At 58.0% G+C, this 13,549-nt stretch carries 13 protein-coding genes; 5 read left to right on the forward strand and 8 right to left on the reverse strand.

What is annotated here, in order from left to right:
• Positions 1–80 precede the first annotated feature (80 nt).
• Positions 81–605 carry a peptidylprolyl isomerase gene (locus H8274_RS00565; protein WP_185933550.1) on the reverse strand — a complete coding sequence of 175 codons (525 nt, stop codon included), beginning with the start codon at positions 603–605 and terminating at the stop codon, positions 81–83.
• Between the two features lie 170 nt (positions 606–775).
• Between H8274_RS00565 and H8274_RS00570 the strand changes: the two genes are divergently transcribed.
• Positions 776–1,720: a hypothetical protein gene (locus H8274_RS00570; protein ID WP_185933551.1), complete on the forward strand. Its 945-nt coding sequence runs from the start codon at positions 776–778 to the stop codon at positions 1,718–1,720.
• 436 nt (positions 1,721–2,156) lie between these two features.
• Here the strand turns inward: H8274_RS00570 and H8274_RS09645 are convergent, their stop codons facing one another.
• The 3 genes from H8274_RS09645 to thiD form a co-directional block, all read right to left on the reverse strand.
• Positions 2,157–2,999, reverse strand: coding sequence for a VIT1/CCC1 transporter family protein (locus H8274_RS09645; RefSeq protein ID WP_185933552.1), 843 nt, complete (start codon positions 2,997–2,999; stop codon positions 2,157–2,159).
• Between the two features lie 92 nt (positions 3,000–3,091).
• Positions 3,092–3,814: an HD domain-containing protein gene (locus H8274_RS00580; protein WP_185933553.1), complete on the reverse strand. Its 723-nt coding sequence runs from the start codon at positions 3,812–3,814 to the stop codon at positions 3,092–3,094.
• Between the two features lie 248 nt (positions 3,815–4,062).
• A complete protein-coding gene (gene thiD / locus H8274_RS00585) occupies positions 4,063–4,866 on the reverse strand; it encodes a bifunctional hydroxymethylpyrimidine kinase/phosphomethylpyrimidine kinase (protein WP_197077818.1) in 804 nt (267 codons plus the stop codon).
• Between the two features lie 422 nt (positions 4,867–5,288).
• Here thiD and H8274_RS00590 point away from each other — a divergent pair, with 422 nt between their 5' ends.
• Together H8274_RS00590 and H8274_RS00595 are read left to right on the forward strand one after the other, a co-directional pair.
• Positions 5,289–6,449 carry an NAD-dependent formate dehydrogenase gene (locus H8274_RS00590; RefSeq protein WP_049619707.1) on the forward strand — a complete coding sequence of 387 codons (1,161 nt, stop codon included), beginning with the start codon at positions 5,289–5,291 and terminating at the stop codon, positions 6,447–6,449.
• Positions 6,450–6,606: 157 nt separating this feature from the next.
• Positions 6,607–7,542, forward strand: coding sequence for a LysR family transcriptional regulator (locus H8274_RS00595; RefSeq protein ID WP_185933554.1), 936 nt, complete (start codon positions 6,607–6,609; stop codon positions 7,540–7,542).
• A 117-nt stretch (positions 7,543–7,659) separates the two neighbouring features.
• On the opposite strand, the gene H8274_RS00600 is transcribed toward H8274_RS00595, so the two are convergent.
• Positions 7,660–8,499: an aldo/keto reductase gene (locus H8274_RS00600; RefSeq protein ID WP_049619709.1), complete on the reverse strand. Its 840-nt coding sequence runs from the start codon at positions 8,497–8,499 to the stop codon at positions 7,660–7,662.
• A gap of 37 nt (positions 8,500–8,536) precedes the next feature.
• On the opposite strand from H8274_RS00600, the gene H8274_RS00605 reads away from it, so the two are divergent.
• A complete protein-coding gene (locus H8274_RS00605) occupies positions 8,537–9,895 on the forward strand; it encodes an alpha/beta fold hydrolase (RefSeq protein ID WP_049619710.1) in 1,359 nt (452 codons plus the stop codon).
• Here the strand turns inward: H8274_RS00605 and H8274_RS00610 are convergent.
• Positions 9,885–10,559 carry a 1-acyl-sn-glycerol-3-phosphate acyltransferase gene (locus tag H8274_RS00610; protein ID WP_049619711.1) on the reverse strand — a complete coding sequence of 225 codons (675 nt, stop codon included), beginning with the start codon at positions 10,557–10,559 and terminating at the stop codon, positions 9,885–9,887. The genes H8274_RS00605 and H8274_RS00610 overlap by 11 nt on opposite strands.
• Positions 10,560–10,764: 205 nt before the next feature.
• Complete coding sequence (gene ilvA, locus H8274_RS00615; protein WP_049619712.1) at positions 10,765–12,036, reverse strand: threonine ammonia-lyase IlvA; 1,272 nt, start codon at positions 12,034–12,036, stop codon at positions 10,765–10,767.
• 244 nt (positions 12,037–12,280) lie between these two features.
• Here ilvA and H8274_RS00620 point away from each other — a divergent pair, with 244 nt between their 5' ends.
• Positions 12,281–12,952 carry a CYTH domain-containing protein gene (locus H8274_RS00620; protein ID WP_065414729.1) on the forward strand — a complete coding sequence of 224 codons (672 nt, stop codon included), beginning with the start codon at positions 12,281–12,283 and terminating at the stop codon, positions 12,950–12,952.
• Between the two features lie 264 nt (positions 12,953–13,216).
• On the opposite strand, the gene H8274_RS00625 is transcribed toward H8274_RS00620, so the two are convergent.
• Entirely contained in the window at positions 13,217–13,543 is a 327-nt protein-coding gene (locus tag H8274_RS00625) for a hypothetical protein (RefSeq protein ID WP_185933555.1), read from the reverse strand.
• Positions 13,544–13,549: the final 6 nt, after the last annotated feature.

A 13,549-nucleotide genomic window follows, 5' to 3' on the forward strand; every position in this document is an offset into this window, starting at 1 on the left:
CTCCCAAAATGGTAAGCCGGTAGACCGGTAGGCAGGTGGAATAGTGGGCCGCGCCTTTTCCGAGGCGGATCCTACGCGCGTTACCCGTTTACGATTTCGACGGATTCGATAACTACGTCTTGGAGCGGGCGATCATTGTTACCGGTTGCCACTTCAGCAATCTGGTCTACTACCGCCTGCGAAGCTGCGTCGGTTACCTGGCCGAAAATAGTGTGCTTGCCCTGCAACCACGGGGTCGGAGCCACGGTAATGAAGAACTGGGAGCCATTGGTGCCCCGGCCCATCCGCGTGCCCGCATTTGCCATGGCCAAAACATACGGCTGTTCGAAGGTACGGTTCGGAGAGATTTCGTCGTCGAACGTATAACCGGGCCCACCGGTACCGTTACCGAGGGGATCCCCACCTTGAATCATGAAACCGGAGATCACGCGATGGAAAATCGTACCGTTATAGAGCGGATCGGTAGATTCTTCTCCGGTACGCGGGTTCGTCCACGTCCGGGTTCCTTGCGCGAGTTCCGTAAAGTTCGCGACGGTTTCCGGAGCATCTTCCGGGAATAGTTCAACGGCAATATCGCCGGCACTCGTATGAAAAACTGCGTTCATGGCGTATATCATCGCATACCGACCCCATTCGGTGTGCATCATGTGAATTGGCCGATTGTGAAAGTTGCTCTTGAACGTGAGGTCGAGGACACTAGAACAAAGATTGGTGAAAGAATAGGGAGCGATAGTCCTGCGGGCAATCCGCCGGGCAGAGAAGAGGGGGTCTCACCATGGGGTGTGGTAAATCTCGGGCCGGCAAGAAGGCGGCAAAGGCGCAACAGAAAGCGCAACAGGAAGTGGATCAGATTTTGGATCGGATTGAGGCACTGGGGCGCGAGGCGGAGCGCGTAGCGGAAAAGGCGCAAGTGAAAGGCCACTTGCATGCCAAGCGGCTCGACCGGCACGCACAAAAAGCGGCGGCCGATATTCAAGAATATGCACATGCGGCCAGCACGATCTTGCAAGATTATGCGAAGCAGGGCTATGAGTGGGCGGCTCCGCGTGCCCAAGAATTGGCAGAAAAAGTACGGCCCTACGTGGATACGACGGCGCAGCGCTTGCGTCCCTACGCTACGGCGGCGGCCGCGAAGGCGCGTCCGTATGTGGAGTCGGCGCGAGATGCCAGTACCGATCTGGCGGATAGAGTTAAGACAGATTACATTCCGCGTGCACAACGCGCGTGGCAGGCAGCGGCAGACGCCGCCCGTGAATCGGAGGGTACATTGAGCGAAACGGCAAAATCGGTAGGACGTTCGGCGTCGAAAGAATTGCAGACTCCGGAAAAGGCAGCGAAGAAACGCGGTCGGGGGCGCAAGCTATTCGGTACCGTAGCGCTGGTAGGCGGGCTGGGTGTAGCCGTCTACTACCTGTGGAAGCGTAGCCAGCCGGTAGAAGATCCGTGGGCGGAATCCTACTGGGCCGACGTCGATAACCCGGTTCCTGCCAGCTCCCCCAGCGCGCCGGAAGCTACGGCAACGCCGGCCACCGCGCCTTCCGCCGCGGAAGCTACAGAAGCTACAGAAGCTACAGAAGCTACGGAGGCCGCGCACGGCGAACACGCCGAAGCGGGCGCACCGGCCGCCGAAACCGCAGCAGAAGAAACGCCGGCTGCGGTTACTCCCGAAGCTTCGGAAGGCAACGCGACGGGCGGCAAGCGGGCCGCCGATCGGAAGTAGTTTGGGCGTAGTTCGGGCTAGTTCGGGCATTTCCGGGTAGGTGCGGGCAATAAATACATAAACTGCGGGGACGGTATTCGTAGCGCGTGAGATTTGCGTTTACGAGTACCGCCCCCGGCTGTTTAAAGCTTGCGGCAAGGTGTGGATGGGCCAGGGGCGCTAACGGGCCGTTCGGTAACCTGTCCATCTCACAACTGGGCTGATCCGTAACTGGTCCGATGAACCAGGCGCTAAGCTACTCGCTTCTCGGCGTGAGCTAAAACTGAGCGTGCATATGCAAGTGTAGAAGCTGGTAGCAGGTTGGTTTCTCTGGTTTCTGTTGGAATGCCGGTGCTGGTGCCAGCGGTTACGTGGCCGGTGACGGCGTGGGTGCTGGAGCCAGCGTGGGTGCTGGAGTCAGCGTGGGTGCCGGTGCCAGCAAGCTTATGGGGCCCAGTTAGCTCACGATCATGCCGAACAAATGGCCAATGAGGAAGGTGGCACCCAGCCCCAGGAAGCCGCCAATTACCACGCGCAAGGTGGCGCGTTTCGGATCGGCGTCGCCAATGCGCGCGGAAACGTAACCGGTAATTGCCAACGCAATCAGAGTGGCAATAAAAGCGGCCGGTACCCGCCACGCCACCGGCGGCAAAGCCACCGCGAGCAGAGGAATCAACGCCCCCACCACGAAGGAAAGGAAAGAGGCAATGGCCGCACCCATTGGCGAAACTAGTTCGCCGGGATGAGGTTCGCGGCCGAGCCGGCGCAGGGCCGCTTTCTCCGAATCAAGCTGGGCCGCCACCGAAACGTATTCTCCCAGCGCCATCGAAATCGCGCCGCCCACCAGGCTTGCCATGCCCGCAATAATGATCGCCTGCGGGGAAGAAGAAGCACCGGCCACACCAAGCACCACCGCCGCGGTGGAAACGATACCGTCATTGGCGCCGAGCACGCCCGCGCGCAAACGATTCATTTTTTCGTGCGCGCCGTCCAAGGTTTCCGGTGCGCTAGCAGCCGCTTGCGAAGCTACATCCACCGCTTGCGAAGCTACATCCACCGCTTGCGAAGCCGCATCCGTTACTTGCGGTGCAGCGGTTTCTGGTGCGCTAGCCGGCGCGCTTTCCGGTGCCAGTGCGGTTTGCGGGGCAGTTGCGGCCACGCTTTCCGCCGTCAAAGTTCCCGCCACGGTTTGTGGGGCTCCTGCCGTAGCTACCGCTGGCACCGGTATTTCCACCTTGGTGCGTTGCGGGCCCGGCAGCTGACTACAAGTTGTACATTTCCACGCCAATTGTTCGCTCATACGCCCAGTGTTGCCGCTTTTCTGGAAAGATTCCAGGTAGGAAAGGCTCCACTAACCCGCGGTATGACGCGGAAAGGTCAGGCTCACCGAACTTATTTGTGCTTGTTGTGGCCCCGCTTTTTCTTCTCCGCTTTCCGGATGTGTTCATAGGGTAGAGCGCTACCCACCTGCATGGCAAGTTGCGCGAAAAAGTGTTCCTGCCGTTCTAAAGATTCAATCCACAGCCGCTGCGCCGAACGCGTGGCGCACTGATAATTCCGTTCCCGCGCGATCCGCCGGCGGTAACGTTCCACAAAGTCGAGTTGCGCGGGCAGTTTCAACTGCGCGAAATTGTGGTAATTGAGGGTGTCGTAAATCCGGTACACGGAGTAGCGGTCAATATTATCGCAATCCCCTACGGAACGCGCTAGCACGCTGGGTTCCTGGGGGTAATCGACGACGCCGTTCTCATAATCGGGTGAATCAGCCGGGTAATTCCACCTGCCATCCGTGTGCATCGCAATCCCCTGGCAGATTTCCTCCACATCCGCGGCGGCCATTCCCAAGCTTTGCAGGAAGGGCCGCACAATTTTCGCGCCTTCCCGCCCGTGATCTACCGGCCGGGTGGAATCAAACTTGCCAATATCGTGGAGCAGGCACGCAATTTCCAACTTATCGGGATCTAGCCCCTCATTTTCGGCCACGGCCCGCCCAATGGCGGCCACGCGTAAACAATGAAAATACCGGTAGCGCTGTGCCGGCTTAGAAACATCCGCATTTTTCAGATGGGAACGCAAAAAGACCAAAGACGGCGCAAGATAAGGATTGGTACTCACGGTTTTATCTTTGCACGCCGCGGCTCGAAGTAAAAATAGCGACGCCGTGCAAAGCCCCGCCGCTAGCGGAAGGCGGCGTGGAAAACAGGGGGGAGCACGCGAGTACGGGATCTCAATTGAGGGCCCGTATGCTTTGCGGTAATGGTTTGACCCGCGTGCTCCTTAATCCGTCATCTTACTGTAGTGCCAGTTAAAATAGCCGGATTTTTCTCCCCAGTTTTTGCGGCCGCTTTTGCGGCCGCGGTGCTTTACAGTTGCTGGGAGTAAGCGCCCTGCCAAACAGTCGTAAACGGAGTGTTGGCTTCAACCCGGGAACGGATCCCGGCCGTCACCATATCTTTCGCTACCTGCACCGCATTGCGAATCTCGGACCCCTTGGCCAGTTCCGCGGTAATAGCCGCGGCCAGCGTGCAACCAGCTCCGGAAACGCGCTCTTCCCCAATCTTGGGAACCGAGTAGATTTCCGCATTGGAACCATCCCAGAGCACATCTACGGCGTCTTCGCCCGGAAAATCGATACCGCCCTTGACTACCACATACTTGGGGCCCAAATCGGAAATCCGCTTCGCCGCTTCTACGAGGTCATCCACGGTCTCGAGAGAATCGAGGCCGGAAAGGGTGCGGGCCTCGAAGTTGTTCGGCGTCGTAACTGTAGCGAGCGGCAAAATCTTTTCCCGCAAGGCATTATCGGTATCGAGCGCTTGGCCGGGTTCTTGCCCCTTGCAAATCAATACCGGATCAACCACGATGTTGTCCCACTCTTGGCTGCGCAGACCTTCCTCCACCGCGTCGATGGTGGCGGGATGGCCGAGCATAGCCACTTTCGTGGTGCGAATATCGTGCGTGGCAAGCGCCGCCCGCATTTGATCGCGAATAATATCTGCCGGGATTGGTACGAACTTGTGGTTCCAGTCGTTATCGGGATCGAAGGAGACAATGCAGGTTAAAGCCCCAGCCCCGTACACGCCGAGCTGTTGGAAAGTTTTCAAATCAACCTGAAAGCCGGCTCCCCCAGTCGCTTCCGACCCCGCAATCGTGTATGCGAAATTCATGATCCTCCAAATAACGTATCGCGATTTTTCGGGCATCGCGCACCCACTCGCACAGATGGTGCGAGTTGGAGTCAATCGTAACGCGAAGGTGCGGGTAATAGCGCGGCTGTCTTAGGAGAGGTGCACTGTTCCGGCCGGTGAGGCGGCAAAAATCTGGCGGGGGTAGGCAGGATAGGCGGATTGCGCCCCGGTGGTGGCCCTGGTAGCGCCGCGGGTGGCGGCCCTGGTAGCAACTGGGTAGAGGCCAAGTATAAGCAGGTAGCGCCGCAGATAGTGGCAGAATGGCAGCGCAGTCGCGGCAGGATAATGACCTTCGGTAGAACCGGACGAACATGAGGCAACTCCTTATTTACCTCCCATAAAACCCCAGGTACCTTAGGACTTAAGTCACTGTTGAACGTTTGAGCAAAGGAGCGACAAACATGGCTAAGGTACTAATGGTATTGTTCCCGGATCCAGAAGACGGGATGCCTACCCAATATGCACGTGACTCCATTCCCGAAATCACGGGATACGCAGGCGGACAAACTGCCCCCACCCCTTCGGCAATTGATTTCCAGCCTGGCGAGCTGCTCGGATCGGTATCCGGCAACCTCGGCCTCAAAAAATGGCTGGAATCGGAAGGCCATGAAGTGGTGGTCACTTCCGATAAGGAAGGCCCGGATTCGGTGTTCCAGAAGGAACTGCCGGACGCCGATATCGTGATCTCGCAGCCGTTCTGGCCGGCCTACCTCACCCGCGATCTGATCGCGAAGGCCAAGAACCTAAAGCTTGTAGTCACCGCCGGTGTGGGTTCCGATCACACGGATCTTGCCGCGGCTAACGAGGCCGGCATTACCGTGGCGGAAGTTACCTACTCGAACTCGATTTCCGTTGCGGAACACACGGTAATGATGGTGCTCGCACTGGTGCGTGACTACATCCATCAGCACGATATTTCGCGCAATGGCGGCTGGAATATTGCCGACGCCGTTGCCCGGTCCTACGACCTGGAAGGCATGGATGTAGGCGTCTTCGCGGCCGGCCGTATTGGCCGCGCGGTGCTCGAGCGCCTCGCCCCGTTCGGCGTCAAACTCAGCTACAACGACCGCTACCGCCTCCCTGCCGAATACGAGGAAAAGTACCACCTCACCTACTACCCCACGGTGCAGGAACTGGTGAAGAACGTAGACGTACTAACGATCCACTCGCCGCTTACGGATGAGACGCGTGGTTTGTTCAACGACGAACTTCTCAGCACCATGCGGCGCGGTGCCTACATTGTGAACCCGGCCCGCGGCGCGATCGCGGATAGGGACGCAATTGTGCGGGCGCTGGAATCTGGCCAGCTTGCCGGCTACGCGGGTGACGTCTGGTTCCCGCAGCCAGCACCGGCCGACCACCCGTGGCGGACCATGCCCCACAATGGTATGACCACCCATACCTCCGGCGCTTCCCTTTCGGCGCAGACCCGGTATGCGGCTGGTACGCGCGAAATCCTTGAAGATTTCTTCGCCGGCAAGAAGATCCGCGATGAGTACCTCATTGTGGAAGGTGGCCATTACGCCGGTACCGGGGCTAAGTCTTACGCTTCCAAGAAATAGTCAATCGACTATCAAAACCTAAAAATTGACCTGTAATTTAGTGGGCGCGCTCGGCATATATGCGATGGTAATGATGACTCCGGGCGCGCCCACCTTCCGTCTAAACTTAGGGAACATCGGTGCCCAGTGAGGCCGGAAGGAGGTAAGGAGCGCCCAGATGCAGTTATCGCAGCTCGAATATTTTGTTGCCCTAGCCCGGGAAAAGAATTTTGGCCGGGCCGCCGAACAGTCTTTCATCTCCCCTTCCGCCTTTTCGGAGGCGATCAAAAAGCTCGAAAACGAACTGGGGGTACGTCTCGTAGATCGCGGCAAACAAACCAGTGAGCTAACTGCCGATGGTCGGCTCCTGCTACCTTTTGCCGAAAAAATCTTGAACCTGGTAGATGAACTCCGCGAAATGGCCCAACCCGATGCGCACGAATCGCGGATACGGGTGCGGCTGGGCGTGATTCCGTGGGCCGGGGCGCTTTCTACCCAACCGGCTTCCCGAATTACGCGCGCCTACCCGCGGGTGCGGGTAGAAATTGCCATGGGCACTACCGATTGGCTGCTCAACGCTCTCCACCATCGCGAGTTAGATGCCGCTATCGTCTTGCCCGAACATGATGACTACACCGGTTTGCGTACCGCTCCCCTGCACGAAGATCGGTTGGTGGTGATCGCCAGCCCGGCCTGTTTTGCCGGAGCAGGATTGGAAAGCACTGCCTGCGAGGCCGGGCGCATTACGGAAGCAAATCCGGTAGGACTCACTTTGCCGGCCATTACCGGGAAAGATCTGGGCCGGCTTCCCCTTTGTTTACTCAATACCCAAATGGCGGCCCGCGCCAAACTCGACGCCGCCCTAGCCGAACGCGGCCTTGTGGTGCGCCCGCGGATCGAAGCGGATTCGCTTTACACCCAGTTCGCCATGGTGGAAGCAAATAATTGGGCCGCCGTGGAGCCTGCCTCTGCGGTACGGAACCACTACCGCCGGTACGGTTTAGAAGTGCGCTCCCTTATCGAACCCGCGGTTACCTTGCACCCGGTTCTCGCCTGGTGCGATGAAGAACCACTCACCCGTGCCGTGCAGGTAGCGCTTTCCGTATTCAGCTAAGGCGCACGTTGCGCGACGGCGGGGCCGCGCGCTACCGACGTCGGCCGCGTTACGTAGCCTGCTGCTCCACGCGCGGTGAAACCTTTGCCGCGTTACGCAAACCGCTACTCCAGTCGGCTACTCCCCGCGGCGCTTCATGGTATCCGGGTGCATGCCGGTGCGCCCGTCTTCGAACTGGTCGAGGTCGTTAATTTCCGTGACGTCCTCTTGTAGCAGTTTTACGTCTAGCGCGCGCAGGTTTTCTTCCAGGTGTGCCACCGAGGAAGCCTTCGGGAAAATAATCCGATAATTTGCCAGGTGCCAGGCCAAAACCAGTTGTACCGGCGTGCAACCTTTTCGGGCGGCCAGGTTTTGCAGGAGCAGATCGTCTACCACCTTGCCTTTCGCGATCGGTGCCCAGGCCTGCACGCGAATCCCCGCATCCGCGCAATACTGCGCTACTTCCGTGTTTTGGAAATAGGGATGCAATTCGATTTGGTTCACCGCCGGCACCGTTTCGGTGTTATTGCGTAGCGCCTGCAAATGGTGGATTTCGAAATTGGAAACCCCGATGGCTTTGGCTCGGCCGGAGGCCTGCAATTCTTCGAAGGTTTTCCAGGTATCGATGTAGTCGCCGGTGAGCATCGGCCAGTGGATCAGGAAAAGATCCACGTAATCGGTTTGTAGTTTGCGCAAGGATTCTTCGAAGGTGCGCCGCACATCGGCGGGCGCATGGTTCATATTGTCTAGCTTGGTGGTGAGGAAAATATCTTCCCGCGCAATCCCCGATTTTTTGATGCCGCGGCCTACCGCTTCTTCATTGTGGTACATCTGCGCGGTGTCGATGTGCCGATAGCCCATTTGCAGGGCTTCGTTGACGGCAAACTCCGCCGTCGTATCATCCATTTTGTAGGTACCGAGCCCAAAAGCGGGGATCGTAGTGCCTGAATTGAGAGGAAAAACCGGAATCGTACTCATGGCACTATTCTTTCAGGTTTCCGGGTAGCCTGGCGTTATGACGACGGTTTCTTCGCACATTACCGGGCATACGGTTTATGAACACTGGATACAAGTTCCGCTTGATTACTTTGGCGCCCTGAACGGTTTGCCGCATAACGCGGAACTAGATTACGTACCGAAGACGATTAACGTATTTGCGCGCGAGATCGTACGCGCAGGTTGTGAGGACAAACCCCGCCTGGTCTACTTGGAAGGCGGCCCCGGGTTTGCGGCCCCGCGCCCACGCGTGTTTTCTGGGTGGATGGACGAGGTGCTCAAGAACTATCGCCTCGTACTTCTCGATGAGCGTGGCACCGGCAACTCCTTCCCGCTTGATGCTCGCACTTTGAGCGTGATGGGGAACGCGGAAGGTCAGGCGGAAGTGCTTACCTGCTTCCGCCAGGATTCGATCGTGCGCGACGCCGAAGCCATGCGCACCTATTTGCAAGACGATGAACCGTGGTCCGTACTCGGGCAAAGTTTTGGGGGCTTTACCGCCGTCTGTTATCTTTCTCAGGCTCCCAGCGGTTTGCGCGAGGTTTTCCTGACCGGTGGTTTGCCTTCCATCCAGGAAGGTCCCGATGAGGTGTACCGGCGTACCTACCGGCGCCTTTCCGAACGCAACCGGCAGTTCTTTACCCGCTATCCGCAAGACGAAGAAACCGCGTGGTACCTTGCTACCCACCTGGCGGATGTGGAAGAAACTTTGCCGAGCGGGGAACGGCTCACCCCGGCCCGGTTCCGGCAGCTCGGTTTGAAGCTCGGTTATTCCTGGGGTTTGGAACACCTGCACTACCTGCTGGAAGATCCTATTTTTACGTTCCGTGGGGAGCGCCGTTTGCGGCCCGAATTCCTGCAACGGGTGGGCGCGGCGCTTAGTTCAGCAACGGCACCGCTCTACGCGATTTTGCAAGAAGCGATTTACGGGCAAAGCGAGAAAGGTGCGCTGGCATATAGCGCCCACCGGATTCGCTCCGAATTCCCAGAGTTCCAACTGCCGGCCCGGGAAGCGGGCGGATCTGGCGAACACGATTTACGGAAGGCCGGCTACGGTTTCCGCTTTACCGGGGAAATGGTGTACCCCTGGCAGTTCCAAGAAGATCCGGCTTTGCGGGCCGCGGCCGGCGCGGTAGAACAGCTCGCTTTCCGCACCAGTTGGCGCGATCTGTACAACCGCGAACAGCTAGCCGAAAACCAGGTGCCGGTAGCGGCCTACGTGTTCTATGACGATATGTACGTGCCTTTCGAGCTGTCCATGCGCACAGCCCGAGAAATTAACGGTTTGCAACCCATTGTTACGAATACCTACCAGCACGATGCCCTGGGCGTGGCCGGACCGGAGGTAATCCGCAACCTGCTTCGCGCTATTCGGTAATGCCGACGCCGCCGGTCTCCCGGTTCATGCGCACGGCATAGGCCCGAGTTGCGGCGAGGTCTACATTGCTGAGCAAGTGTTCGCGGGCGGCCGGATCGTCTTCGGCGCGCAGGCGCGGAACAATAGTTTTATTGTTCTTCACGCCCACTTTTTCGGAATAGAAATCGCGCAAGATATCCATATCGGCTTCGATATCTCCGGAAACATACATGTGCTTCCACCAGCCGTAGGTTTTATTCTCTTTATCCACATAGCCGAGGACGAGCGGAATGCGAGTTTCCAAGGCGATCCGGTAAAAACCCGACTTCAGGTACGGCACATTTTTGCGGGTGCCTTCCGGCGCTAATACCAAGGTGAACTGGGGATCGGCTTCCGCTTCTTCCACAATGGATCCCACTAGCCCATTGGGGTGGCTACGATCTACCGGAATCCCGCCGGCCCAGCGGATAATACTGCCCAGTACGGGCTTATCGAGCAAAGACTTTTTGATCAGGAACTTCATGTTGCGGCCCTCATGCCAGAAAATCATGACATTGAACCAGCCATCCCACATGGAAGAATGCGGCATCCCAATCCCGATGACTTTTTCGGGAAGAGGTTCATGCGCAAAATGCCAGCGGGAAAAAGCCCGATAAAGCCGGGCCACACCTCGTTTGAACCGCATGACGTCCTTTCTGCCGATAAACCGGTAGTAGCGGATTTTTCCAATTTTTCTAGTAGTAGAAATTACCCCACCGCGCAATAGTTTTGTGGCGACGCGGAAGTATTGCGGCGCCGCCGGTGCCCTGTGGCGATGCCGGTGCTTGGCGGCGACGCCGTAGCTTCGGACTCCAGTGTAGCTTTGCGCGCACGCGACGCCGCTGCTTTCCCTACATAAAGAACTGGAAGGTGGGGGAATTGGGTTCGAGCTTTTCGATCTGCAGTCCCGATTTGGCGATCCGGTCCATGAGGGAATCAATATCACTGGCCTGGGCAATATCAATACCTACCAGGGCCGGGCCGGTTTCCCGATTGTTCTTCTTGGTGTATTCGAACTGGATAATATCTTCGCCGTCGGCCAGCACTTTATCTAGGAAGCGCCGCAAAGCGCCCGGTTCTTGCGCGAAGGTAACCAGGAAGTAGTGGCGCAAGCCCTCGTACACCATGGAACGCTCGATAATATCGGCGTACCGGGAGACGTCATTATTACCGCCGGAGACGATGCAAATTACCGGGCCTTCTGGCAGTTCGTCCAGCTCGGGGGTGAAGCGGCGGGCGGCGGCGGAAGCCAGGGCGCCGGAAGGTTCGGCAATAATCCCTTCCACCTGGTAGAGGTCGAGCATTTCGGTGCAGATCGCGCCTTCCGGGGCGTGCACCAAATGGTCTACCGTGCGCCGGGAAACTTGGTAGGTAATATCCCCAACCCGGCCCACCGCGGTACCGTCCGCGAACGTATCAATATTGGGTAGCGAGACCGGTTTGCCCGCATCCCAAGCTGCCTGCATAGACATAGCACCATCTGATTCAGCGCCGATCACCCGCACATTCGGGTGGAAAGACTGGAGCCACGTGCCGATGCCGGCCAGCAGGCCGCCGCCACCCACGGGGACGATCACGGCTACCGGTTCGGCGTCGTATTCTTGCACGCACTGCTCAAAGGCCTCTTTTATTACGGTGCCCTGGCCGCAAATCGTGCGTGGATCATCGAAGGGGTGCACGAAAGTAGCGCCGGTATCATGCGCGGCAGTGAGCGCGGCGGCGGCTGCCTCATCGAAAGTGGCACCGCCAATAATCTGTTCGGCCCAGCCGCCCCCAATATCGGCAATCCGGTCCCGCTTTTGCCGCGGGGTGGTGGAAGGCAGGTAAATCTTGCCGCGGATCTTTAGCTTATTGCAGGAAAAGGCCACGCCCTGCGCATGGTTACCGGCCGAAGCGCAAATAACACCGGCTTCCCGTTCTTCCGGCCCGAGCGAAGAAATGAAATTGTAGGCCCCGCGCACTTTATAGCTCCGCCCCACCTGCAGATCTTCACGCTTGAGCAGAATCTGCCGGCCACGAATCTCCGAGAGGCGCTCCGAAAGTTGCAGTGGGGTGCGGCGCACAATGCCGCCAAGTGTTTGGGACGCAACTACTACGTCCGCTCCGGAAGGAAGATTAGCCATGAACCTATGCTAGTTCCTTCGTGTGCCCCGGCTTCCCGCTTTTTTCTTGGTATCCGTCACGCATTCGGCGCAAAAATGCGACGCCGAATCTGCCTGGCGCGGCGCTACTCGCCGGCCGCGGGGCTGCTCGCCGGCCGTGGCAATGCTGGTGGGGGAGTACTAGCCGGCTCCGGCCCTTACCCGCTTCCCGCTACTCGCCACCACTTTTCCGCCGTACTGCGCGCGGAAAACATATGATGAGAGCATGAGTGAGATGGATCGCGATTGCCTCAATTTTGAGTATGAACGTAAGTTCTATGTGCGCGAATTGCCGCCGGAAGTAGCTGCGCACGGCGCCGCACAGGCCATCGTGCAAGCCTATCTCTTTGCGCAAGATGGCTACGCGGTGCGGATTCGCGTGCGCTTTTCGGGAGCGGAATTAGAAATGCCGCAATTTCGGGAAGAAGTGCACTACGCGGGCGGCTATGAACGCGCCGCGCTTGCGCATTTGCTCGCGCGCGGGGTGGAAACCCAGGCCACGGTGGCCGTGAAATCTCCCGTAGTTTCTGCGGAAAGATACGAAATGGAAGAGGAGATTGATTTGGATGTAGCCGTCCAAATCTTGCGCCGCTCTACCAATATCGTGCTGAAAAATCGCTACGCGCTTTGGTACGACGAAGACGGGTGGCTCTTCGATGTTTTTGGCGGGCAAAACGCGGGATTGATTGTGGCCGAATGTGAACGCATGAGCCCGGTCGTCAATTTACGAATACCTGAATTCTGTATCACCGAAGTTTCAAATGATTTACGTTTCACTAACGATTACCTTTCTAAACTGCCTTGGAGTCAGTGGGGACCCCTTTGGTTAGAGGAGTTATCCCTGCGTGGGCCGCATTTTCTTGACCTGCAGGACCCGTCGGAAAATAGTGGAAGTTGAAACTAAGTGGACGTGTGAGCAATTTGCCCTTGAATAGCTTGTGATTTCCGGAAGTCGGAAGTACACTTTCACGCAGGCGCTTTTTTGTTCCCAAAAATGCGCCGATAGCCGGTGTTACCTGCGGGTATGCACACAACGGTAGGTTGATCTAACTCCCTGAGGTGAGCGGGTGAGGGTGATCCCTATCGTCGAGGGGCGGTGCGATATGGATTTTCGAGAGTCCGGATCGAGCCGCCCCTCCTTTACTTTTAACAGCCCATATATTTACTGGTTGATTACGCGCAGGATTTGCGGCGTTTTCTCCATCGACGCGGTAAGTCGGAGTTCGCGGTAAGTCGGAGTTCGCGGTAAGTAGGAGTTCGCGGCCCGCGGGGTGCGGCCCGCCCCCGGGGTACGAATTCCTACCCCCGGGGTACGAAAACGGGCGGAGGTTCGGTAGGGTACCGGAAGAATATAGGCGCGGTGGCCGGCATTGCACACTGCCGCGAAAGTGGTTGCGGGATATGCCCCGCCCCTGCCCGGAGTACGGCGTCGTACCCGTAAGGCCAGGGAATGCGGGCAGTGGCGCCCGTACTTGTACCGGCCGCGCATAAGGAA

It is taken from the genome of Actinobaculum suis (genome assembly GCF_900618115.1).
GTDB lineage: Bacteria > Actinomycetota > Actinomycetes > Actinomycetales > Actinomycetaceae > Actinobaculum > Actinobaculum suis.